The organism is Burkholderia lata, assembly GCF_902499335.1.
GTDB classification, from domain to species: domain Bacteria; phylum Pseudomonadota; class Gammaproteobacteria; order Burkholderiales; family Burkholderiaceae; genus Burkholderia; species Burkholderia lata_B.
On the sequence record NZ_CABVQK010000013.1, the window covers coordinates 217,692 to 240,153 of the forward strand.

Here is a 22,462-nt window from a genome sequence, read left to right on the forward strand (position 1 = left end):
AACCCGCCGCGGCTTGCCCGGCGGGTTTTTCTTTTTCTGCGCCCAGGCGGCTGTTGCCGCCCTCGAAACGTCATGATCAAACTGATCGTCGGCCTCGGCAATCCCGGGGCGGAATACACCGCGACGCGCCACAACGCCGGCTTCTGGCTGATCGACCAGCTCGCCCGCGAAGCCGGCGCGACGCTGCGCGACGAACGCCGCTTCCACGGCTTCTACGCGAAAGCGCGCCTGCACGGCGAGGAAGTCCATCTGCTCGAGCCGCAAACCTACATGAACCGCTCCGGCCAGTCGGTCGTCGCGCTCGCGCAATTCTTCAAGATCCTGCCCGACCAGATCCTCGTCGCGCACGACGAGCTCGACCTGCCGCCCGGCACCGTGAAGCTGAAGCTCGGCGGCGGCAGCGGCGGCCACAACGGCCTGAAGGACATCACCGCGCACCTGTCGTCGCAGCAGTACTGGCGGCTGCGGATCGGCATCGGCCATCCGCGCGACCTGATTCCGGAAAGCGCGCGCGCCGGCGCGAAGCCCGACGTTGCGAACTTCGTGCTGAAGCCGCCGCGCCGCGAGGAACAGGACGTGATCGACGCGTCGATCGAACGCGCGCTCGCCGTGATGCCGATGGTCGTCAAGGGCGAACTCGACCGCGCGACGATGCAGTTGCATCGCAACTGACCGCATCGCACCGCTCCGGTGCATCGAGCCGTCCGGCGTGTCGCCGGGCGGCCCTACCCGCCCCACCCTGCGCGCACATGCGGTAATCTGGTCGCTTTGCCCGACAGGAGCCAAGCGGTGAGCCGTTACTGGAGCGACGTCGTTCAGCAACTCGTGCCTTACGTGCCGGGCGAGCAGCCCGCACTCGCACACCCCGTCAAGCTGAACACCAACGAGAATCCCTATCCGCCGTCGCCGCGCGTCGTCGCGGCGATCGCGCGCGAACTCGGCGAGACCGGCGACACGCTGCGCCGCTATCCCGACCCGGTCGCACGCGCGCTGCGCGAGACGGTCGCGGCCCATCACCGCATCAGGCCCGAGCAGGTGTTCGTCGGCAACGGCTCCGACGAGGTGCTCGCGCATGCGTTCCAGGCGCTGCTCAAGCACGACCGGCCGCTGCGCTTCCCCGACATCACATACAGCTTCTATCCGACCTATGCGCGCCTGTACGGCGTCCAGACGTCGATCGTACCGCTCGCGGACGATTTCTCGATCCGTATCGACGACTACCTCGACGATGCCGGTGGCGTGCTGTTTCCAAACCCGAATGCGCCGACCGGGCGCGCGCTGCCGCTTGCAGACATCGAGCGGATCGCGGCCGCGAACCCGTCGTCGGTCGTCGTGATCGACGAGGCGTATGTCGACTTCGGCGCGGAGTCGGCGATCACGCTGATCGATCGCTACCCGAACCTGCTCGTCGTCCACACGACGTCGAAGGCGCGTTCGCTCGCGGGCATGCGCGTCGGCTTCGCGTTCGGCGATGCGGCGCTGATCGACGCGCTGAACCGCGTGAAGGACAGCTTCAACTCGTACCCGCTCGACCGGCTCGCGCAAATTGCCGCGCAGGCCGCATATGAAGACACCGATTATTTCAACGCAGCCTGCCGGCGCGTGATCGACAGCCGGACGCGGCTCACGCATGCGCTCGATACGCTCGGCTTCGACATCGTGCCGTCGGCCGCGAATTTCGTGTTCGCGCGCCATCCCGCGCACGACGCGGGTGCGATTGCGGCAAAACTGAAGGAACGGGAAATTTTCGTGCGACACTTCCGGCTGCCGCGGATCGACCAGCACCTGCGCATCACCGTCGGCACCGATGCCGAATGCGATGCACTCGTCGCGGCGTTGTGCGAGCTGCTGGACTGAAACGAGAGAACCGGCGCCAGGCGGCGCCGATCCGGTTGCGTGACGTGCGTGCCGAAGGGCTCGAGCGCGCGCGTCACCGCGGGGTCACGACGCGTCGTCGCCCTTCGCGGCGGTCAACGCGTGATACTTCTCCATCAATTGCGCGTGCGATTCGTCATGCTGCGGATCGCGCGGAATACATTCGACCGGACACACCTGCTGGCACTGCGGTTCGTCGAAATGGCCGACGCACTCGGTGCACTTGTTCGGGTCGATCACGTAGATGTCCGTGCCCATCGAAATCGCGCCGTTCGGGCACTCGGGCTCGCACACGTCGCAATTGATGCACTCGTCGGTAATCATCAAAGCCATACTGATCTCACTTCTTCAGGCCGGCGGCCGGCTTCGCAACGAAACCGGCCGGCGCCGCATTACGCGGCAGGGCCTCCCATCGCAGCGACTTTCTCGGTCAGCCACTTCTCGACGGACGGGAACACGAACTTGCTGACATCGCCGCCCAACTGCGCGATTTCGCGCACGATCGTCCCCGAGATGAACTGGTACTGATCGGACGGCGTCATGAACATCGTCTCGACGTCGGGCAACAGGTAGCGGTTCATCCCCGCCATCTGGAACTCATATTCGAAATCGGACACGGCGCGCAGGCCGCGCACGATCACGCGCGCATTGTTGGTGCGGACGAAATCCTTCAGGAGGCCGGTGAAACTCATCACCTTCACGTTCGGATAATGGCCGAGCACCTCGTTCGCAATCGTCAGACGTTCTTCGAGCGAGAAAAACGGCTTTTTCGCGCGGCTGTCGGCAACACCGACCACCAGCGTATCAAAAATGCTCGACGCACGCCGCACGAGGTCTTCGTGCCCGCGCGTCAGCGGATCGAACGTACCGGGATACACGGCGACTACCATGTCGCTCCTCCTGTCATCACGCAAACGGGATGGCAGCCGTGCGATGCGCACGCCGCTGCCGAGATGGGCATGCGTCGCCTTTGCGGCGCGCCGCCTCGTATGGAACGCGCATTATTCATCATTTTCGCGCCGCAGCAAATGATAGTGAACCGCACCTGCCTTGCCGTGCTTCACGACCTGCCAGCCGGCGAGCGCCTCGTGCGCGGCCGGATCGAGTTCCGCCCCCGTCTCGACGTACAGCGCGCCGCCCGCCGCGACGAGCGGCGCCGCCAGCGCGATCGCGCGCTCGAGCACGGCCGCCTCGTCGAACGGCGGATCGAGAAACACGACGTCGAACGCGCCCGGCGTGAGCCCGGCCGCGAGCCGCAACGCGTCCGCCTCCGCGACCTCGACCGCACGTGCGCCGAGCTTGTCCTTGATCGCACGCAGCTGCTGCGCGGCGCGCGGATGGCGCTCGACCATCACGACGCTCGCCGCGCCGCGCGACGCGGCCTCGAAACCGAGCGCGCCGGTGCCCGCGAACAGGTCGAGGCAGCGCCAGCCTTCGAGATCCTGGCCGAGCCAGTTGAACAGTGTCTCGCGGACGCGATCGGGCGTCGGCCGCAGGCCGTCGAGATCGAGCACCGCGAGCGGCGTGCGTTTCCAGTCACCGCCGATGATGCGGATCGTGTGCGGCTTGCCGCGGCCAGAAGAGGCCGCCGGGCGGCCGGGAGAGGAACGGGACATACGGAATATCGACAACGGAGGGACCGGGCGCGCGCTAGGGCGCACCGCTAAACAGGCGCACGTTACCACAGCGGCGGCGCACACTGACGCGAGCGCCACGCCGCACTGATAAAATGCACGGTTTCGGCCGCCGTGCGCCGCGCCCGCGCGAACGCAGAACGGCCCGTCCGGTGCCCCGCCCCTGGCGGCGGCCCGCCCTCTTCCCGACGTCAGACCATGTTCAGCTTCTTCAAACGATTCAAGAAAACGCAGGAGCCCGATCCGGCGGAATCGCAATCGGCCGACGCGCAGCAAACGGACGAACCGTCCGATGCGCCCGTAGTCGAGGCCCCGCCTGCGGCCGACGTGCCGCAAGCGCCCGCGCAACCGGCCGCGCCGGCCGTCGTGATGACGGTCACGCCGACCAACGACGGCCGCGACGAAGTCGTCGAGACGGTCGAAATCGTCCCGCCGCCGCTGCAGGACGCCACCTCGAAGAAATCGTGGCTCGCGCGCCTGAAAACGGGGCTCGCCAAGACCGGCTCGAGCATCACCGGCGTCTTCGTCAACACGAAGATCGACGAGGATCTGTACGAGGAGCTCGAAACCGCGCTGCTGATGTCCGACGCGGGCGTCGACGCGACCGAGTACCTGCTCGGTGCGCTGCGCGAAAAGGTGCGCACGGGCCGCCTGACCGACCCGCAGCAGGTGAAATCGGCACTGCACGACCTGCTCGTCGAGTTGCTGACGCCGCTCGAGAAATCGCTGATGCTCGGCCGCGCGCAGCCGCTCGTGATGATGATCACCGGCGTGAACGGTGCAGGCAAGACGACCAGCATCGGCAAGCTCGCGAAGCATCTGCAGAGCTTCGACCAGTCGGTGCTGCTGGCCGCGGGCGACACGTTCCGCGCGGCCGCGCGCGAACAGCTGGCGGTCTGGGGCGAGCGCAACAACGTGACGGTCGTGCAGCAGGAAAGCGGCGATCCGGCCGCGGTGATCTTCGACGCGGTCAGCGCCGCGCGCGCGCGCAAGATCGACGTGATGATGGCCGACACGGCCGGCCGCCTGCCGACGCAGCTCCACCTGATGGAAGAGCTGAAGAAGGTGAAGCGCGTGATCTCGAAGGCGCACGACGGCGCGCCGCACGAAGTGCTGCTGGTGATCGACGCGAACACCGGCCAGAACGCGCTCACGCAGGTCAAGGCATTCGACGACGCGCTCGGCCTCACCGGCCTCATCGTCACGAAGCTCGACGGCACCGCGAAGGGCGGGATTCTCGCCGCGATCGCGCGGCAGCGCCCGGTGCCGGTCTACTTCATCGGCGTCGGCGAGAAGGTCGAGGATCTGCAGCCGTTCAGCGCGGTCGAATTCGCGGACGCGCTACTCGGCTGAACACCGCCGGCACGCATCGCACAGGGCGCCTTCGGGCGCCCTTTTTCATGCGCGCCCGGTCATGCATGCCGGGCGCACCGCGCTCATTCGGCGTCGGGCTGCGCGCCGGGCTCGGCGGCCTTGAATGCATCGAGCGTCGACGCATGGTCGACGATCCGCTGGATCGTCGGATAACGCGTCGTGTCGATCGAGAAGCGGTTCGCGTTGAACACCTGCGGCACGAGGCACACGTCGGCGAGCGTCGGCGTGTCGCCGAAACACAACTTGCCGGTGCGCGGATCGCTCGCGAGGCGCGTCTCGAGCGTGTCGAAGCCCGCCTCGATCCAGTGGCGGTACCACGCGTTCTTCGCGTCCTCGGGCACCTTCAGCGTGTGCTTCAGGTACTTCAGCACGCGCAGGTTGTTGAGCGGATGGATTTCGCACGCGATCTGCAGCGCGACCGCACGCACATACGCGCGATCGACCGGCTGCTTCGGCAGCAGCGCCGGCTCCGGATGGGTTTCCTCGAGATATTCGATGATCGCGAGCGACTGCTGCAGCGTCGCGTCGCCGTCGATCAGCGTCGGCACGACCGCATCCGGATTCAGCGCGCGGTACGCGTCCTTCAGCTGCTCGCCGCCGTCGCGCAGCATGTGCACGGGGACATAGTCGAACGGCAGCTGCTTCAGGTTCAGGGCGATCCGCACGCGGTACGACGCGGAACTGCGGAAATAGCTGTAAAGCTTCATGGGATGTCTCTCGTAGTCGTATTCGGCCGGCGACGGCACGGGCGCGGCGCAGCCGGCGCGCGCACCGCCGGGAACCAGAGTGTAGCGCGCCGCGCCGCGCGGCCTCGCTTGCGACGGCCGCACCCGTGCGATACTCGGGGCATTCCTCACCGCTCACAGCGCGGCCCGATGCCGGCCGCCCGCCCCACGCCCCGATGACCGCTTCCCACGATCCCGCCGCCGTTCCGTTCCCGTGCGCCCGCTTCATCAAGGAAATCGGCCGCGGCCCGCACGGCGCACGCGCGCTGTCCGCCGAGGACACGTTCGAGCTCTATCGCGCGATGCTCGACGCGCGCGTGTCCGACGTCGAACTCGGCGCGATCCTGATCGCCTACCGGCTGAAGGGCGAATCCGCCGACGAGCTGGCCGCGATGCTCGCCGCCGCGCAGGCGTCGTTCGAGCCGGTACACGTGCAGGACGCCGCGTTCCGCCCCGTGTCGATCCCGAGCTACAACGGCGCGCGCAAGCAGCCGAACCTCGTGCCGCTGCTCGCGCTGCTGCTCGCCCGCGAAGGCGTGCCGGTGCTCGTGCATGGTGTCGAGAAGGATCCGGGCCGTGTAACGAGCGCCGAGATCTTCTCGGCGCTGTCGCTCGCGCCGTCGACGTCGCACGATGCGATCGAGGACACGCTTGCCGAGCGCCGCGTCGCGTTCGCGTCGATCGAGGTGCTGGCGCCGCGCATCGCACACCTGCTGTCGATGCGCAGCGTGCTCGGCGTGCGCAACTCGACGCACACGCTCGTGAAGATCCTGCAGCCGTTTGCGCCGGCCGGCCTGCGGCTCGTCAACTACACGCACCCGCCGTACCGCGACAGCCTGGCTCAATTGTTCCGCGACCATCCGGACGCCGCGCTCGGCGGCGCGCTGCTGGCACGCGGCACCGAGGGCGAAGCCGTTGCCGATACGCGGCGCCAGGTGCAGGTCGACTGGCTGCACGACGGCGTGTGCGACACGCTGATCGAGGCCGAGCGCTCGTCGACCGATGCGCCCCCTGTCGCCCTGCCCGAATCGCGCGACGCGGCCACGACGGCCGCGTGGACGGACGCCGTATTGCGCGGCGAAGTGGCAGTGCCCGACACGGTCTCGCGGCAGGTCGCGACGATCGTGCAGATCGCCCGCATCGCGCGCTGACGGCACGCTCGCGAACCGGCCCCGCTTGCAGGGCATTTGACACGCGAGCGCATCCTGGCATAGAGTTGCCGTCATGCGTTCCTTTCCGAACACCCTCCGAATTACCTCCGGCCGCCTAGCGCGGCCGCTATCGCTACGACTAGCCTAAGGCTGTCGTAGCGCCGTGTGCTGTCCGCACGGTCCCTCCCAGCAGTTCCTCGCAGTACCCCTCTCGCAGTTTTTACAACCCGAAGTCGTCAGCATTCGTCCGTCTATCCGTCGGCCGACTCGCGAAGATCATCCGCATCCGCAGCGCGTTCACGTGCCGCGGAGCGAGGCAGCGCCAACCGTCGCCCATGCCGCCCGTCTTCGCTCGCGACTTGAGACCCGAGGTCCAGAAGATGCAGCGCAATCCGCAAGACAAGTACCGTCCGTTCGAGCCCGTCCGCCTCAATGGCCGCAAATGGCCGTCGCGCACCATCGAGCGCGCGCCCGTCTGGATGAGCACCGACCTGCGCGACGGCAACCAGTCGCTGATCGAGCCGATGAGCATCGAGCAGAAGCTCGAGTTCTTCGAGATGCTGGTCGCGATCGGGTTCAAGGAGATCGAAGTCGGTTTTCCATCGGCGTCGCAAACCGACTTCGATTTCGTCCGCAAGCTGATCGACGACAAGCGGATTCCCGACGACGTGACGATCGAAGTGCTCGTGCAGGCGCGCGAAGACCTGATCGCCCGCACGTTCGACGCGCTCGAAGGCGTGCCGCGCGCGATCGTGCACCTGTACAACGCGGTCTGCCCGTCGTTCCGCCGCATCGTGTTCGGGATGTCGAAGGCCGACGTGAAGGCGCTCGCGATCGACGGCACGCGCATCATCAAGGAACACGCCGCCGCGCGCCCCGACACGCAGTGGACCTTCCAGTACTCGCCGGAAACCTTCAGCATGACCGAGCTGACGTTCGCGCGCGAGATCTGCGACGCGGTCGCGCAGACCTGGCGGCCGACCCGCGACCACAAGATGATCGTCAACCTGCCGGCCACCGTCGAAGCCGCGGGCCCGAACGTGTTCGCCGACCAGATCGAGTGGATGGACCGCAACCTCGCGTATCGCGACAGCATCGTACTGTCCGTGCATCCGCACAACGATCGCGGCACCGCGGTCGCGGCAGCCGAACTCGCGCTGCTCGCGGGCGCCGACCGCATCGAGGGCTGCCTGTTCGGCAACGGCGAACGCACCGGCAACGTCGATCTCGTCACGCTCGCGCTGAATCTCTACACGCAGGGCATCGATCCGGGCCTCGATTTCTCCGACATCGATGCCGTGCGCCGCGTCGTCGAACGCTGCAACCAGATTCCCGTGCATCCGCGCCATCCGTACGCAGGCGACCTCGTGTTCACCGCCTTCTCGGGCTCGCACCAGGACGCGATCCGCAAGGGCTTCGCGCAACAGCGCCCCGACGCGGCCTGGGAAGTGCCGTACCTGCCCATCGACCCGGCCGATCTCGGCCGCAGCTACGACGCGGTGATCCGCGTAAACAGCCAGTCCGGCAAGGGCGGCGCGACGTTCCTGCTCGAGCGCGGGATGGGCTTCACGCCGACGCGCCGCGTGCAGATCGAATTCAGCCATGCGGTGCAGACGCTTGCCGACGCATCCGGCGAGGAAGTGACGGGCGACGCGATCTGCGCGCTGTTCGCGCGCGAATTCTTCGACACCGACGGGCCGGCCACGCGTCACGGCAGCGGCGCGCGCTGGCAGAACCGCGAGATCGCGACGGCGCCGGCGGCGGACACGACGCCCGACGATGCGGTGCGACGCTTTGCCGCGGCATTCGCGGCCACCGCCGGCGCGGCGATCGACGTCGCGTCGTGCGAACACGCGCGCACCACGGACGGGCGGATCGCGGTATCGGTCGGCTGCCGGGTCGGCGATGCACCGCTGCGGCACGGCGTCGGCCTGCACGCCGATGCGGCGAGCGCCGCCCTCGATGCGGTCGTCAGCGCGATCAACCGCTCGGCCTGGCACTGCGCGGATCGCCGCGCGGCGGCCTGAGCGCCAGGTTCCGCTTCAGGGTTCAACCGTCAGCGAGCGGGGCGTGACCGCCCGTGCGCCGCGCGATCCGCGCCGCACGAGGCAGTAAAAAGCGGCCCAGAAGGCCGCTTCGGTCGGGACATGAAAAGGAGCGCCACGCGCGCTCATGTCTCGGTCGCGCACCGCGTCGCCTGCCACGCGAACAGGCTCCAGCGCCCCTGTTCGTGGGTGTGGACGGAGGTATACGCAATCGGGAAGACCAGGCCGCCGTTGTTCGTTTCCATCTCGATCAACGCGCGCCCGGTGACGATGCAGGTCTCATCGCCGACGGGCAGCACGTCCTGCGACTGGATTTCGATCTGGCGATAGCGGCGGCGACCGGCGACGATGGCGTCGATGAACTGCTGCTTGGTTTCGCGTTTGCCATTGGTGTGCACGAAGAACACCTTGTCCGACAAAAGCGCGTCGAGCGCCTCGCCGTCCCCGTCCACCATCGCCCGGAACCGATCGCGCTCGAGCGCGCGGATCGCATCGACCACCTTCGCCATCGCCTGACTCCTCGGCAACGCGCACGCCGTGCGCGGGCATGCGGATCAGAAGTTGTACTGCAAGTAGAACTGGTGGAAATTTATACCAGGATTCGGCTCTTTGATACCCGCGTTAGACACATGTTCAAAACGGTAGCCGACCTGATACTGTTGCCGTTGGCCGAACTGCACGCCCACTCCCGCCGTCGGCGCGAACTGGAACGCAGTCCCCATCGAGAAGCGATCCGAAATCGTCGGGTGCGTCAGCAGCCGGATGCCGCCACCGGCCTCGATGAACGGGCGGATCTCCCCGGCGCTCTTGATGAAGCGGAACATCGGCGTCACGCCGAATTCGCCGATGCTGCTGTGAACGTTGCCGCCCGTGTGCCAGTAGCCGGCGTGCCCTTCGACCACGAACGCAAAGTGCCAGCCGCCGATTTCCCACCAGTTCCAGCCCGGATCCCACACCACGCCGAGATCGCCCTTGTCGACCCCGTGGCGATCCGAAAAACCGCCGCCCGCCTGAATCCCCCACCGATCCGCGCATGCCGCACCCGATCCGCCCAGAAGGGACGCCGCCAGCATCGCGTGCAGCGCAAGCCGGCTGCGGGGCCGGCGATTCTTCTTATTGTTCATCTGACACTCCAACTTTGTGGGTTGAATGGAGCCTGCCGCTTCGGCCGGCTCGAGCGAACTGAATGGTATGGTAAAGGACTTTTCGGATCGGCATCACAAAGCGAAATGGCTTCCTTCCAAAACGACAAAAATTGAAATCGTCTACTGATTACCATCAGAAACAACGGCTTACGGAACTTCGCTGCGCTCCCTCTGTCGCAGAATAGACTATCGACTCCACTTGCTCGATAGAAAAAGCGGGAACTCCGATGCCCACGCTTGCTCTAAGGAATTAGCACTCGGATTGCGGGAGTGCTAAGATGGCCCACGGAATCTCATTCGAGACCGGGGGTTTGTCCCTGATTCCAAAGGAGTTTTTTTAGTGAGCAATGCCCTGACCCTCCCGAACACCCTGAGCCCGACGCCGGCCAAGGCCGCATCGGCAGGCTCGCTGGCGCTCGCAGCTCAATCGATGTTGCCGGGCCAGCTTGGCAACATCGACGCGTATATCCAGGCCGTCAATCGCATTCCGCTGCTGACGGTCGAAGAGGAACGCCAGTACGCGACCGAATTCCGCGAAGGCAACAACCTCGACTCGGCACGCCGCCTCGTGCTGTCGCACCTGCGGCTCGTCGTGTCGATCTCGCGCAACTATCTCGGCTACGGCCTGCCGCACGGCGACCTGATCCAGGAAGGCAACATCGGCCTGATGAAGGCCGTGAAGCGCTTCGATCCGGCCCAGAACGTGCGCCTCGTGTCGTACGCGATCCACTGGATCAAGGCCGAGATCCACGAGTACATCCTGCGCAACTGGCGCACGGTGAAAGTCGCGACGACGAAGGCGCAGCGCAAGCTGTTCTTCAACCTGCGCAGCCACAAGAAGGGCCTGCAGGCGATGACGCCCGAGGAAATCGACGGCCTCGCGAAGGAACTCAACGTCAAGCGCGAAGACGTGACCGAAATGGAAACGCGCCTGTCGGGCGGCGACATCGCGCTCGAAGGGCAGGTCGAAGACGGCGAGGAGTCGTACGCGCCGATCGCCTACCTGGCCGACTCGCACAACGAACCGACCGCCGTGCTCGCCGCGCGTCAGCGCGACACGCTGCAGACGGACGGCATCGCGCAGGCACTCGACGCACTCGACGCGCGCAGCCGCCGCATCATCGAGGCGCGCTGGCTGCACGTCGACGACGACGGCTCGGGCGGCTCGACGCTGCACGATCTCGCTGCCGAGTTCGGTGTGTCGGCGGAACGCATCCGCCAGATCGAAGCGAGCGCCATGAAAAAGATGCGCACCGCCCTCGCCGAATACGCGTAAATCACTGCGATTTAGAGCGCCTCATCGAAAACCGCTGCCCGACCGGCAGCGGTTTTTTTTCGCCCGTCTTTTCCCCTGCTTTTCATTCGCTTCTTCGATCGCTTCTTCGATCGTTTCCCCGCTCGTTTCTTCACGCGCTTCAGTGCGGATCAATTGACCTGATTCGTCAGGTAATAGGCAGTTTCCGGGCCCCTTCCGCATAACCTTGATCTGCCTCAAGTTTCGGCCCGTGTTTCGCGACGGTCTGCCGCAGCGCAGCACTCGGCATCGGAAAGCCGTCCTTTTAAAATTGGCATGTCAGGCGCAAAAGGATTAAAACAGCTTCACGGCCGTCATATATCCGACGTAAAGTCGCCCCAAATCAGACCTAAATCGATTCAGGATAATCGCCTTGATCTCGATCAATAAAGAGCCTGCGCCGCCTCCCCCGCGGCCGGCCGGAACGATCGGCTGGCGCGCGCGCATCGCCGCGTGGGCACGCGGCCCGACCCTCGCCCGCGACATCACCCTGGTGCTGATCGTCAAGCTGATCCTCCTGATGTCGCTCAAATACGCATTCTTCAATCATCCGCAGGCCGAGCACATGTCGTTGCCGCCTGCCGCCGTCGCCGAGAAGCTGCTCTCGGTACCGGCGCCTGCACCCACCGAGGGAGACCACCATGATAAGTAGCGAAGTCGTCGATCTGTCGCGTCTGCAGTTCGGCATCACGGCGCTCTACCACTTCCTGTTCGTGCCGCTGACGCTCGGCCTGTCCTGGCTGCTCGTCATCATGGAAGCTGTTTACGTGATGACCGGCAAACAGGTCTACAAGGACATGACCCAGTTCTGGGGCAAGCTGTTCGGGATCAACTTTGCGATGGGCGTGACCACCGGCATCACGCTCGAATTCCAGTTCGGCACGAACTGGTCGTACTACTCGCACTATGTCGGCGACATCTTCGGCGTGCCGCTCGCGGTCGAAGGCCTGATGGCGTTCTTCCTCGAATCGACGTTCGTCGGCCTGTTCTTCTTCGGCTGGAACCGCCTGTCGAAGGTCAAGCACCTGATGGTCACGTTCCTCGTCGCGCTCGGCTCGAACCTGTCCGCGCTGTGGATCCTCGTTGCGAACGGCTGGATGAACAACCCGGTCGGCGCCGAGTTCAACTACCAGACGATGCGCATGGAGATGACGAACCTGTTCGACGTGCTGTTCAACCCGGTCGCGCAGGTGAAGTTCGTGCACACGGTGTCGGCCGGCTACGTGTCGGCGGCGATGTTCGTGCTTGGCGTGTCGTCGTGGTACCTGCTGAAGAAGCGCGATGTCGACTTCGCACTGCGCTCGTTCGCGGTCGCGGCCGGCTTCGGCCTCGCGGCGACGCTGTGCGTGATCGTGCTCGGCGACGAATCGGGCTATACGACCGGCGAAGTGCAGAAGATGAAGCTCGCCGCGATCGAATCCGAATGGGAAACGCAGCCGGCACCCGCATCGTTCACGCTGATCGGCATTCCGAACCAGGAAGCACAGCGCACCGACTACGCGATCAAGATCCCGTATGCACTCGGCCTGATCGCGACGCGCTCGATCGACGAACCGGTGATCGGCCTGCGCGAGCTCGCGAAGCACAGCGAGGAGCACATCCAGAGCGGGATGGTCGCGTACGGCGCGCTGCAGAAGATCAAGCAGGGCGACACGAGCGACGCGACCCGCGCGCTGTTCGACCAGCACAAGCAGTATCTCGGCTACGGGCTGATGCTCAAGCAGTTCACGCCGAACGTGGTCGATGCGACGCCCGAGCAGATCAAGGCCGCCGCGAAGAAGACGATCCCGCCGGTCGCGCCCGTGTTCTTCTCGTTCCGGATCATGGTGGCCCTCGGCTTCCTGTTCGTCGCGACGTTCATTGCCGCGTTCTGGTTCTGCGCACGCCGCGAACTGCTGCAGGACAACCGCCGCTGGTTCCTCCGCTATGCGGTGTGGGCGATCCCGCTGCCGTGGATCGCGATCGAATTCGGCTGGATCGTCGCCGAGCTCGGCCGCCAGCCGTGGACGATCGCCGGCGTGCTGCCGACGCACCTGTCCGCGTCGAGCCTGCAGCCGAGCGACCTGTACCTGAGTCTCGCGGGCTTCATCCTGTTCTATACCGCGCTGTTCGTCATCGAGATCAAGCTGATGTTCAAGTACGCGCGCCTCGGCCCGTCGTCGCTGCATACCGGCCGCTATCACCACGAAATCGCGGCCGCCAGCGAGCGCGCCCCGGCCTGAGCACGCACCTGAAACGGAACAAGGAATCGCTATGGACTATGCAACTCTCAAGCTGATCTGGTGGCTGCTCGTCGGCGTGCTGCTGATCGGCTTCGCCGTCACCGACGGCTTCGACATGGGCGCGACCGCGCTGCTGCCGTTCCTCGGCAAGACCGACGAGGAACGCCGCATCATCGTCAACACCGTCGGCGCGACGTGGGAAGGCAACCAGGTGTGGCTGATCACGGCCGGCGGCGCGATGTTCGCCGCCTGGCCGCTCGTCTACGCGGCGTCGTTCTCCGGCTTCTACTTCGCGATGCTGCTCGTGCTGTTCGCGTTGTTCTTCCGGCCGGTGGGCTTCGACTACCGCAGCAAGCGGCCCGACCCGCGCTGGCGCGCGGGCTGGGACTGGGGCCTGTTCGTCGGCGGCTTCGTGCCGGCGCTGGTGTTCGGCGTCGCGTTCGGCAACCTGCTGCAAGGCGTGCCGTTCAAGTTCGACAGCGACCTGCGCGTGACCTACTACGGCAGCTTCTGGGCGCTGCTGAACCCGTTCGCGCTGCTGTGCGGACTCGTCAGCCTCACGATGCTCGTCGCGCACGGCGCGGCCTTCATCAAGATGAAGACGGAAGGCGTGATCGCGCGCCGCGCGTCGGTCGCACTGCGTGTTGCGTCGTTCCTCGCGGTCGTGCTGTTCGTGCTGGCCGGCGTGCTGGTCGCATCGACCATCGGCGGCTTCCACATCACGCACGCCGCGCCGACCGATACGGTCGCGAACCCGCTGCTCAAGGACGTCGCTGCCGGCTCGGGCCTGTGGCTCGCGAACTACGGCGAATTCCCATGGATGATCGCGGCGCCCGTCGTCGCGATCGCGGGTGGCCTGATCGCGCTGCTGCTCGCCGGTTCGAAGCAGGAAAAGACGGCGTTCTTCTGCACGGGCCTGATGATCACCGGCGTGATCCTCACCGCAGGCTTCTCGATGTTCCCGTTCATCATGCCGTCGTCGCTCGACCCGCGCAGCAGCCTGACCGTGTGGGATTCGACGTCGAGCCACATGACGCTGCAGGTGATGCTGTTCGCGGTGATCGTGTTCCTGCCGCTCATCCTGCTCTACACGAGCTGGGTGTATCGCGTGATGCGCGGCAAGGTCACGCGCGAGGTGCTCGAAGAGAACAAGCATTCGATGTATTGATGCATTGAACCGGGCCGGGGCGCGCTCGCGCCCTCGCCCACCGTTTCGCAAGGAGTCGGATCATGTGGTATTTCAGCTGGATTCTCGGTATCGGCGTCGCGCTGTCGTTCGGCATCGTCAATGCGATGTGGCTCGAAGCGCGGCAGAAGACGCAGGAAGCACGCGTTCGCCAGGACTGATGCGTGTGCGGCCGATCGCGCCGCCGCCGTCCCGAAGGAACCTCGCCTCGCGCGAGGTTTTTTTTCGCCCCGGCCAGCCGGACAGGCCCGGCACGTCGATGCCAATTTAGCGCCAGATTGATACCACTTGAATACCAATAAAAGGTTTCATAAGATCTTTGGACACGGCCGCTGACAGGCCGAATCCATCTGGGTGGGGGAGACATGCGAATCCCGTATGCGGCGCGCGACTGCGCGCCGTCTCGCCGTCGGCGTGCGGCGGCCGGCTGTGCTTCGTCTGCGAGCGACGCCGTCATCGTCCGCGCAGGTCGCTTGCGCGCCTTTGCCACCGGCCGCGCCGCCACGGCATCCGCAGCAACTTCTGCCGTGCGCCGCCGATGAAGACGCGCATCCGCCCGCGCCGATCCGACCGGCACGCCTGCCCGCCACCCGTTCCGTAACGCACGCGCACGCGTGCCGACTTCGCGCGGGGCAGCCGCATCGCCCGCGCGCCCTGTTGTCCCCGCAGCTCCGTTGAAAGTCCCGCTCGCAGCGACGTCATCCCGTGACGCCGCTACGCCCCTTTTTTCTCAGGAGTCCGCATGAACCGAACCTTGTCCACCTTGTTTGCCGGCCTGCTGATCGCGGCACTGTCGCCGGCCGCGCTCGGCGCGCCGCCCGCGTCGAGCGCGGCGGTCGCGGCGGCCGGCGCCGTACGTCCACCCGTGCCGCCGGCCGATCTCGCGGCGCGGCTGTCGAACGGCCTCGCGCTGCGCGTCGCCGTCGACAACAATCACGCGGCCGCGGCCGGCGTGCCGTGCGCCGATCTCGGCGCCGACGGCGCGGCCTGCGCGACGGGCCGCCTGATCCTGCAGAACCGCGGCCACCAGGCGATCGCCGACGGCGGCTGGAAGCTCTACCTGCACAGCATCCGCCGCCTGCTGCGGATCGACCGTCCCGGCTTCGCGCTGCGGCGGCTCACCGGCGACCTGTACGAACTGACGCCGCAACCGGGTTCGGTGCGGCTTGCGCCCGGCGAGCGCATCGAGCTGCCGTTCGTCGCCGAATACTGGCTGCTGCGCTACAGCGACGTGATCCCGCGCCCGTACGTGGTCGTCGATGGCGCGCCGCCCGCCGTGCTCCGCTACAACGACACCGACGACGAGCTGCGCTACGTCGAATCGCTGCCGGCCGACGCGCAGAACAACTCGACCGGCAATGCGCCGCCCGTGGCCGCGCGGCCCGACGCGAGCCGCGCGCTGCCGAGCGTGAAGCGCGAGCAGCCGCTGCCCGGCACGCTCGACCTGCGCGGCGTCGAGCTCACGCTGCCGAACCTGCCGGATGCGCAGGTCGCGGCGCTGCGCGACCGCGCGGCGACACTCGGGCTCGACGGCGCACGCGTGCCGGTGTGGGGCGCGGTCGCGCCGCGCCGGCTGCCGGCCGACATCGCGACACCGGGCGGCTACCGGCTCGCGATCGGGCCGCGCGGCGTGCTGATCGAAGGCTACGATCGCGCCGGCCTCTACTATGGCGTGCAGACGCTCTACTCGCTCGTGCCCGCCGGCGGCGGACCGATCCCGGCGATGCTCGTCGAGGATGCGCCGCGCTTCACGCATCGCGGGATGCACGTCGATCTCGCGCGCAACTTCAAGCATCCGGCGACGCTGCGCCGCCTGATCGACCAGATGAGCGCGTACAAGCTCAACCGCCTGCACCTGCATCTGTCCGACGACGAGGGCTGGCGCATCGAGATTCCCGGCCTGCCCGAGCTGACCGAGATCGGCTCGCGCCGCTGCCACGACCCGAGCGAGACGCGCTGCCTGCTGCCGCAACTCGGCTCCGGCCCGGACAACCGCTCGGGCGGCGGCTACCTGAGCCGCGACGACTACGTGTCGCTGGTGCGCTACGCGGCCGCGCATTTCGTCGAGATCATCCCGGAGATCGACATGCCCGCGCATGCGCGCGCGGCCGTCGTGACGATGGAGGCACGTTACAACCGGCTGCATGCGGCCGGCCGCGAGCAGGAAGCGAACGCATACCGGCTGCTCGATCCGCAGGACACGTCGAACCTGACGACGGTGCAGTTCTACGACCGGCGCAGCGACCTGAACCCGTGCGTGCCGGGCGCGCTCAATTTCGCGTCGAAGGTGATCCGCGAGATCGCGGCGATGCATGCGGACGCGCAGGCGCCGCTGCACACCTGGCACTACGGCGGCGACGAGGCGAAGAACATCTTCCTCGGTGGGGGCTTCCAGCCGCTGAACGGCACCGATCCGAACAAGGGGCGCATCGATCTCGCCGCGCAGGACAAGCCGTGGGCGCGTTCGCCCGCGTGCACGGCGCTGCTCCAGCGCGGCGAGATCAAGTCGATCGACGAGCTGCCGACGCGTTTCGCGCAACAGGTGAGCGCGGCGGTCAACGCGAACGGGATCGACACGATGGCCGCGTGGCAGGACGGCATCAAGCATGCGAACGGGCCGCAGGATTTCGGCACGCGCCACGTGATGGTGTCGCTGTGGGACACGATCTTCTGGGGCGCATCGGACAGCGCGCGCGACCTGAGCGGCAAGGGCTACCAGACGGTGCTCGCGCTGCCCGACTACCTGTACTTCGACTTCCCGTACACGCTCAACCCGCGCGAGCGCGGCTACTACTGGGGCTCGCACGCGACGGACGAGTACAAGGTGTTCTCGCTCGCGCCCGAGAACCTGCCGCAGAACGCCGAAGTGATGGGCGACCGTGACGGCAACACGTTCGAGGTCACGGGCACGGGCCCCGCGCCGCGCCTCGAAGGCATGCAGGGGCAGGCGTGGGGCGAGGTGATGCGCAACGACACCTTCCTCGAATACATGGCCTATCCGCGGCTGCTCGCGCTGGCCGAGCGCGCCTGGCACCGCGCCGACTGGGAGCTGCCGTATGCGGCCGGCGTGCGCTTCAAGCGCGGCGACACGCATCACGTCGACACCGCCGCGCTGCAGCGCGACTGGGCCGGCTTCGCGACGCTGCTCACGCAACGAGAACTGCCGAAGCTCGACCGGGCCGGCGTTGGCTACCGGAAGCCGACCTTCACGCTGACGAATCCCTGAACGTCTGAGTAACCAGGCGACGCGCGATGCGGACACTTGCATCGCGCTATCGCCCGCACCAAAGAAAAACGGCTTGCGACGCATCGCAAGCCGTTTTCGTTTTGCCGGCCGGCCCGAACCCGCATCGCGGATCAGGCCGGCTTCATCGCATCAGGCCGGTTGTACGGCCGCCCCGCTGCCCGACGGCGGCAGGCGCGCGCCGAGCTGTTCGGCATAGCGTGCCGCCGCGTTGCCGCAGACGATGTGGAACGTGTCGAGCGACACCCACGCGACGTCGAGCGCACCGAGACGATCGCGATCGACCGCCGACGGATCGCGCACGACCACACGCAGGCGCGTGGTCGCGATCGCGTCGAGCGACACGACGTTGGTCGCGCCGCCGAACACCGCGAGCCAGCGCGTCGGCTCCGGATCGAGCGGGCCGGCGGCCGCACCCGTGACGGGCTGCGCCGCGGCAGCCGTCGCCGTCGATGCTGCGCCTGCCGCGCCACTGCCGATTGCCACGCGCATCTCGTCGGCAATGATGTCTGCTTCAGGCCCGATGATCACCTGCACGCTGTTGCCGCCGCGCTTGAGCACGCCGCGCGCGCCGATCGACTTCAGTTCCGGCTCCGAGATCTTCTCCGGATCGACGACGGTCAGGCGCAGGCGCGTCGTGCACGCGTCGACGACCGACAGGTTGCCTGCCCCGCCGAGCGCGGCGATGTAGCGCTGCGCGCGCGGTGCGGCGGCAGCCGGCGCGACGAAGCCGCCGGACGCGTACGACTCCTCGGCCGCATCGGCCGATGCCGGCTCACGGCCCGGCGTCGCCATGTTGAACTTGCGGATGAAGAAGCGGAACAGCCCGTAGTACGCGGCGCCGTACGCGATGCCGAGCGGAATCGCGATCCAGCCCTTCGTCGACAGCCCGTAGTTCAGCACGTAGTCGATCGCGCCGGCCGAGAACGTGAAGCCGAGCTTCACGCCGAGGATCTGGCAGATCGCGAGCGACAGCCCCGTCAGCACCGCGTGGATCACGTACAGCACCGGTGCGAGGAACATGAAGCTGAATTCGATCGGCTCGGTCACGCCGGTCAGGAACGACGTGAGCGCCATCGAGAACAGCAGGCCGCCGACCATCGCGCGGCGTTCCTTCGGTGCTTCGTGCAGCATTGCCAGACATGCGGCCGGCAGGCCGAACATCATGATCGGGAAGAAGCCGGCCATGAAGGTGCCCGCGGTCGGGTCGCCCGCGAAGAAGCGGTGCAGGTCGCCGTGCACGATCTCGCCGCCGGCGGGCGGCGTGAAGTTGCCGAACACGAACCACGCGAGCGAGTTGATGATGTGGTGCAGGCCCGTGACGAGCAGCAGGCGGTTCAGGAAGCCGAACACGAACGCACCGATCGCGCCCGCCGTCGTCAGCCATTGGCCGGCCGCGTCGATCAGATGCTGGACCGGCTGCCAGACGTACCCGAACGCGATGCCGAGTATCACGCAGACCAGGCCCGTGATGATCGGCACGAACCGTTTGCCGCCGAAGAACGCGAGGTAGTCCGGCAGCTTGATGTCTTTATAGCGGTTGTACAGCAGGCCCGCGACCACACCCGCGATGATCCCGGACAGCACGCCCATGTTCAGCTTGGGATCGATGTCCTTCATGATCGCGGTTTCGATCAGGTAGCCGATCGCGCCCGCGAGCGCAGCCACGCCGTTGTTGTCCTTCGCGAACCCGACCGCCACGCCGATCGCGAACAGCAGCGGCAGGTTGTCGAAGATCGCACCGCCGGCGTCGGCGATCATCTTGATGTTGAACACGTCCGGCTGGCCGAGTCGCAGCAGGATGCCGGCAACCGGCAATACCGCGATCGGCAGCATCAGCGCCCGGCCCAGGCCCTGTATTTTCAGAAACGGATTCCCGTTCATTCAGTCCTCCAATCCTTGTCTCGTCGTTAATCGTCGTTGACCTAATTGCTTTCGTCTTGAAACCGGTCGCGAACCTGCCGTCGACGCTCAGTCGAGCGGCCAGACCTCGCGGCTTGCTGCCCTTACCGCCTGTGCCGAATCGAGCGCGAGCAGATCCTGCGCGCGCTGACGGCACAACTGGTAATCGAGACGGCGCACACGCGCCTTGATGCCCGGCACCGATACGGGGTCGACCGACAGTTCGGTCACGCCGAGGCCCACCAGGACCGGCACCGCGAGCGGATCGCCGCCGAGCGCGCCGCACACGCCAACCCACTTGCCGTGCTTCGCGGCGCCACGCACCGCGATGTCGATCAGGCGCAGCACGGCCGGATGCAGGCCGTCGGATTGCGCAGCCAGGTCGGCCTGGCAGCGGTCCATCGCGAGCGTGTACTGCGTCAGGTCGTTGGTGCCGATCGACAGGAAATCCGCGTGCTGCGCGAGCTGGTCGGCCAGCAGCGCGGCCGACGGCACCTCGATCATCACGCCGACCTCGATCGGCTCGGTGCGGCCCTGTGCACGCGCGAATTCGTCGATGCGCTTGCGCAGCCGCACGAGTTCGCCCGCGTCGGTGACCATCGGCAGCAGGATGCGCACCGCGCCGAACGGCTTCACCGCGAGCAGGCCCTGCAACTGGTCGTCGAGCAGATCGGGGCGCACCTGCGCGAGGCGGATACCGCGCAGGCCGAGCGCCGGGTTCGGTTCGGGCGGCAGCGTCAGGTAGTCGACTTCCTTGTCGGCGCCGACGTCGAGCGTGCGGATGATCGCCGTGCGGCCCTGCAGTGCGTCGACGATCGACTGGTAGCTCTGCTGGTGTTCGACGACGGTCGGTGCGACCTGGCGATGGATGAACATCAACTCGGTGCGCAGCAGGCCGACCGAGTCGGCGCCGTTGTCGACCGCGGTGTTCGCGTCGTCGAGCGTCGCGATGTTCGCGGCAACCTCGATCGCGCGGCCATCGACCGTCGCGGCGGCTTCACCGGCCAGTTGCCGGTTCGCCTCGCGCACGCCGTCCAGGCGCTGGCGCTCGTGCCGAGCGCGTTCGACATCGAGTGCGGTCGGCGCGTGTTCGAGCCGGCCCGCGCTCGCATCGACGACGACCTGCGTGCCGTCCGGAATCGCGTACAGCGCATCGCCGACCGCGACCAGCGCCGGAATGCCGAGCTGCCGCGCGATGATCGCCGCGTGCGACGTCGCGCCGCCGCGCGCCATCACGAGCGCGGTCACGCGCTGGCGATCGAGCGACGACAGGTCGGACGGCGTGAATTCCTCGGCCGCGAGCACCGCTTCGTCGGGCAGCGCACGCGCGGCACCGTTCGTGTGGCCGAGCGCGCGCAGCACGCGCTTCTCGATGTCGCGCAGGTCGGCCGCGCGTTCGGCGAGCAGCGCATCGTCGAGCTTCGACAGCGTGTCGATCTGCGTGCGGATCGTCGCGCGCCATGCGAAGCCCGCGCTCTTGCCGAGGCTGATCAGGTCGCGCGCCGCGTCGATCAGCGTCGGGTCCTCGAGCAGCACGCGATGCACCGCGAAGATGCCCGCTTCGCCGACCGCGCCGCGCGCCGATGCGTTGCGCACCGTTTCGTCGAGTTCCGCGTCGACGGCCTTCAGCGCCTGGTCGAGCTGGCGGCTTTCCGTGGCCGGCGTGCCGGAGGCCTGCTCGGGCGGCACGATTTCCGCATCGTCGAGACGCACCAGCGTGCCGACCGCGATGCCGGGCGCGGCGCACACGCCTGCGAGCGTGTTCGGGTCGATGAGTGCGCCGACATTGTTTGCAACCATCTGCGGCGCGGGCGACCTCAGCCGCGCCGGTTTTTCCTCCACTTCGCCGTGCGCTTCGCGCAGCAGCTCGTGCTCGACCGCATCGACAGCCTGCTGCGCATGCGCGCCACGGCCGACCAGTTCGACCGTCGCGCCTTCGCCTGCGCCGAGGCCGAGCAGGCCGACGACGCTCGCGATCGACGCCTTGCGGCCGTCGAACAGCACGTCGACGGTCGCGTCGAACCCGCGCACGGCTTCGCGTGCCCGCGCGGCCGGCCGCGCATGCAGGCCGCCCCGTTGCGCCAGCACGATTTCACGGCGCACTTCGTTCTGCGCCGCGGCGCCGGTTTGCGCCGCCTGCACGGCCGCTTCGCCCTTGCCGCGCAGCGCGAGCAACGGCGTCTCGCCGGCCGTCGCGAAGCCGCTGGCGCGGTCGACGACCTCGAACGCATCCGAGTTTGCGATCGCGATCACCGACACGAGCGAATGCGCGCTGCGCGCCACCGCGTCCTGGTCGAACTCGATCAGCAGCGTGCCCGCCTCGACACGCGCGCCGGCCTCGACGTGCGCGATGAAGCCCTGCCCGTTCAGCTCGACGGTGTCGATGCCGATGTGCAGCAGCACTTCCGCGCCTTGCGGCGTCGTGATCGTCACCGCGTGGCCCGTGCGCGCGAGATGGGACACGACGCCCGCGCACGGCGCGACGAGCTGGCCCGCGAGCGGGTCGATGCCGATGCCGTCGCCGAACATCCCGCCGGAGAACACCGGATCGGGCACGTCGGCCAGCGCGACGATCGGCCCCGTCAACGGGGCAAGCAAGACGATCTGATCGTGGGTGGGGCTCTTCAACTGGGACTCCTCGGCGCGTCTCATCGGCTGTCTCGGC

20 protein-coding genes are annotated in these 22,462 nt (G+C 67.2%); 11 read left to right on the forward strand and 9 right to left on the reverse strand.

Annotated features, from left to right (window positions below; genetic code table 11):
- The first annotated feature begins 72 nt into the window (after positions 1–72).
- Positions 73–672: an aminoacyl-tRNA hydrolase gene (gene pth, locus BCO18175_RS29535; protein WP_021163050.1), complete on the forward strand. Its 600-nt coding sequence runs from the start codon at positions 73–75 to the stop codon at positions 670–672.
- 117 nt (positions 673–789) lie between these two features.
- Positions 790–1,857: a histidinol-phosphate transaminase gene (gene hisC / locus BCO18175_RS29540; protein WP_174986216.1), complete on the forward strand. Its 1,068-nt coding sequence runs from the start codon at positions 790–792 to the stop codon at positions 1,855–1,857.
- Positions 1,858–1,941: 84 nt separating this feature from the next.
- Here hisC and BCO18175_RS29545 read toward each other — a convergent pair whose 3' ends face one another.
- The 3 genes from BCO18175_RS29545 to rsmD form a co-directional block, all read right to left on the reverse strand.
- Positions 1,942–2,208: a YfhL family 4Fe-4S dicluster ferredoxin gene (locus tag BCO18175_RS29545; RefSeq protein ID WP_174916173.1), complete on the reverse strand. Its 267-nt coding sequence runs from the start codon at positions 2,206–2,208 to the stop codon at positions 1,942–1,944.
- A 59-nt stretch (positions 2,209–2,267) separates the two neighbouring features.
- Positions 2,268–2,765, reverse strand: coding sequence for a pantetheine-phosphate adenylyltransferase (gene coaD / locus BCO18175_RS29550; protein WP_031403077.1), 498 nt, complete (start codon positions 2,763–2,765; stop codon positions 2,268–2,270).
- Between the two features lie 111 nt (positions 2,766–2,876).
- On the reverse strand, positions 2,877–3,491 hold the full coding sequence (gene rsmD / locus BCO18175_RS29555) for a 16S rRNA (guanine(966)-N(2))-methyltransferase RsmD (RefSeq protein WP_174986217.1): 615 nt from the start codon (positions 3,489–3,491) through the stop codon (positions 2,877–2,879).
- A 216-nt stretch (positions 3,492–3,707) separates the two neighbouring features.
- Here rsmD and ftsY point away from each other — a divergent pair, with 216 nt between their 5' ends.
- Complete coding sequence (gene ftsY / locus BCO18175_RS29560) at positions 3,708–4,862, forward strand: signal recognition particle-docking protein FtsY (protein WP_174986219.1); 1,155 nt, start codon at positions 3,708–3,710, stop codon at positions 4,860–4,862.
- 83 nt (positions 4,863–4,945) lie between these two features.
- Here ftsY and maiA read toward each other — a convergent pair whose 3' ends face one another.
- Positions 4,946–5,590, reverse strand: coding sequence for a maleylacetoacetate isomerase (gene maiA, locus BCO18175_RS29565; RefSeq protein WP_174916176.1), 645 nt, complete (start codon positions 5,588–5,590; stop codon positions 4,946–4,948).
- Between the two features lie 194 nt (positions 5,591–5,784).
- Here maiA and ybiB point away from each other — a divergent pair, with 194 nt between their 5' ends.
- Entirely contained in the window at positions 5,785–6,759 is a 975-nt protein-coding gene (gene ybiB, locus BCO18175_RS29570; RefSeq protein WP_174986221.1) for a DNA-binding protein YbiB, read from the forward strand.
- Between the two features lie 380 nt (positions 6,760–7,139).
- Positions 7,140–8,786 (forward strand): 2-isopropylmalate synthase, encoded by a 1,647-nt coding sequence (gene leuA, locus BCO18175_RS29575; protein ID WP_174986252.1) that lies wholly within the window; start codon positions 7,140–7,142, stop codon positions 8,784–8,786.
- A gap of 143 nt (positions 8,787–8,929) precedes the next feature.
- Here the strand turns inward: leuA and BCO18175_RS29580 are convergent, their stop codons facing one another.
- Together BCO18175_RS29580 and BCO18175_RS29585 are read right to left on the reverse strand one after the other, a co-directional pair.
- The gene (locus BCO18175_RS29580; RefSeq protein WP_011353245.1) at positions 8,930–9,313 is read right to left on the reverse strand and encodes a nuclear transport factor 2 family protein; all 384 of its coding nucleotides are present in this window, start codon (positions 9,311–9,313) and stop codon (positions 8,930–8,932) included.
- A gap of 45 nt (positions 9,314–9,358) precedes the next feature.
- Complete coding sequence (locus tag BCO18175_RS29585; protein ID WP_174971583.1) at positions 9,359–9,928, reverse strand: acyloxyacyl hydrolase; 570 nt, start codon at positions 9,926–9,928, stop codon at positions 9,359–9,361.
- A gap of 361 nt (positions 9,929–10,289) precedes the next feature.
- Here BCO18175_RS29585 and rpoH point away from each other — a divergent pair, with 361 nt between their 5' ends.
- A complete protein-coding gene (rpoH, locus tag BCO18175_RS29590) occupies positions 10,290–11,225 on the forward strand; it encodes an RNA polymerase sigma factor RpoH (RefSeq protein ID WP_011353247.1) in 936 nt (311 codons plus the stop codon).
- Between the two features lie 21 nt (positions 11,226–11,246).
- Here the strand turns inward: rpoH and BCO18175_RS40905 are convergent, their stop codons facing one another.
- On the reverse strand, positions 11,247–11,378 hold the full coding sequence (locus tag BCO18175_RS40905) for a hypothetical protein (protein ID WP_302480660.1): 132 nt from the start codon (positions 11,376–11,378) through the stop codon (positions 11,247–11,249).
- A gap of 238 nt (positions 11,379–11,616) precedes the next feature.
- Between BCO18175_RS40905 and cydP the strand changes: the two genes are divergently transcribed.
- The 5 genes from cydP (at position 11,617) to BCO18175_RS29615 (ending at position 17,877) form a co-directional block, all read left to right on the forward strand.
- Positions 11,617–11,895, forward strand: a complete 279-nt coding sequence (gene cydP / locus BCO18175_RS29595) for a cytochrome oxidase putative small subunit CydP (RefSeq protein ID WP_048246999.1) — start codon at positions 11,617–11,619, stop codon at positions 11,893–11,895.
- Positions 11,885–13,465 (forward strand): cytochrome ubiquinol oxidase subunit I, encoded by a 1,581-nt coding sequence (locus BCO18175_RS29600; protein ID WP_174986223.1) that lies wholly within the window; start codon positions 11,885–11,887, stop codon positions 13,463–13,465. The genes cydP and BCO18175_RS29600 overlap by 11 nt, the downstream gene beginning before the upstream one ends.
- 31 nt (positions 13,466–13,496) lie before the next feature.
- A complete protein-coding gene (gene cydB, locus BCO18175_RS29605; protein ID WP_174971581.1) occupies positions 13,497–14,633 on the forward strand; it encodes a cytochrome d ubiquinol oxidase subunit II in 1,137 nt (378 codons plus the stop codon).
- 62 nt (positions 14,634–14,695) lie between these two features.
- On the forward strand, positions 14,696–14,812 hold the full coding sequence (gene cydX, locus BCO18175_RS29610; RefSeq protein WP_174916181.1) for a cytochrome bd-I oxidase subunit CydX: 117 nt from the start codon (positions 14,696–14,698) through the stop codon (positions 14,810–14,812).
- Positions 14,813–15,393: 581 nt separating this feature from the next.
- Positions 15,394–17,877, forward strand: a complete 2,484-nt coding sequence (locus BCO18175_RS29615; protein WP_174986224.1) for a family 20 glycosylhydrolase — start codon at positions 15,394–15,396, stop codon at positions 17,875–17,877.
- A 150-nt stretch (positions 17,878–18,027) separates the two neighbouring features.
- On the opposite strand, the gene nagE is transcribed toward BCO18175_RS29615, so the two are convergent.
- Both nagE and ptsP read right to left on the reverse strand, forming a co-directional pair.
- Positions 18,028–19,779, reverse strand: coding sequence for an N-acetylglucosamine-specific PTS transporter subunit IIBC (gene nagE / locus BCO18175_RS29620; RefSeq protein WP_174986225.1), 1,752 nt, complete (start codon positions 19,777–19,779; stop codon positions 18,028–18,030).
- An 87-nt stretch (positions 19,780–19,866) separates the two neighbouring features.
- A complete protein-coding gene (gene ptsP, locus BCO18175_RS29625; RefSeq protein WP_174986226.1) occupies positions 19,867–22,449 on the reverse strand; it encodes a phosphoenolpyruvate--protein phosphotransferase in 2,583 nt (860 codons plus the stop codon).
- Between the last annotated feature and the right edge of the window lie 13 nt (positions 22,450–22,462).

Excerpts from the sequence above, each read along its gene's own strand:
- pth (WP_021163050.1), top strand. The coding sequence starts at position 73 with ATGATCAAACTGATCGTCGGCCTCGGCAATCCCGGGGCGGAATACACC.
- BCO18175_RS29545 (WP_174916173.1), bottom strand. The coding sequence starts at position 2,208 with ATGGCTTTGATGATTACCGACGAGTGCATCAATTGCGACGTGTGCGAG.
- coaD (WP_031403077.1), bottom strand. The coding sequence starts at position 2,765 with ATGGTAGTCGCCGTGTATCCCGGTACGTTCGATCCGCTGACGCGCGGG.
- rsmD (WP_174986217.1), bottom strand. The coding sequence starts at position 3,491 with ATGTCCCGTTCCTCTCCCGGCCGCCCGGCGGCCTCTTCTGGCCGCGGC.
- ftsY (WP_174986219.1), top strand. The coding sequence starts at position 3,708 with ATGTTCAGCTTCTTCAAACGATTCAAGAAAACGCAGGAGCCCGATCCG.
- maiA (WP_174916176.1), bottom strand. The coding sequence starts at position 5,590 with ATGAAGCTTTACAGCTATTTCCGCAGTTCCGCGTCGTACCGCGTGCGG.
- ybiB (WP_174986221.1), top strand. The coding sequence starts at position 5,785 with ATGACCGCTTCCCACGATCCCGCCGCCGTTCCGTTCCCGTGCGCCCGC.
- leuA (WP_174986252.1), top strand. The coding sequence starts at position 7,140 with ATGCAGCGCAATCCGCAAGACAAGTACCGTCCGTTCGAGCCCGTCCGC.
- BCO18175_RS29580 (WP_011353245.1), bottom strand. The coding sequence starts at position 9,313 with ATGGCGAAGGTGGTCGATGCGATCCGCGCGCTCGAGCGCGATCGGTTC.
- BCO18175_RS29585 (WP_174971583.1), bottom strand. The coding sequence starts at position 9,928 with ATGAACAATAAGAAGAATCGCCGGCCCCGCAGCCGGCTTGCGCTGCAC.
- BCO18175_RS29600 (WP_174986223.1), top strand. The coding sequence starts at position 11,885 with ATGATAAGTAGCGAAGTCGTCGATCTGTCGCGTCTGCAGTTCGGCATC.
- cydB (WP_174971581.1), top strand. The coding sequence starts at position 13,497 with ATGGACTATGCAACTCTCAAGCTGATCTGGTGGCTGCTCGTCGGCGTG.
- cydX (WP_174916181.1), top strand. The coding sequence starts at position 14,696 with ATGTGGTATTTCAGCTGGATTCTCGGTATCGGCGTCGCGCTGTCGTTC.
- BCO18175_RS29615 (WP_174986224.1), top strand. The coding sequence starts at position 15,394 with ATGAACCGAACCTTGTCCACCTTGTTTGCCGGCCTGCTGATCGCGGCA.
- nagE (WP_174986225.1), bottom strand. The coding sequence starts at position 19,779 with ATGAACGGGAATCCGTTTCTGAAAATACAGGGCCTGGGCCGGGCGCTG.
- ptsP (WP_174986226.1), bottom strand. The coding sequence starts at position 22,449 with ATGAGACGCGCCGAGGAGTCCCAGTTGAAGAGCCCCACCCACGATCAG.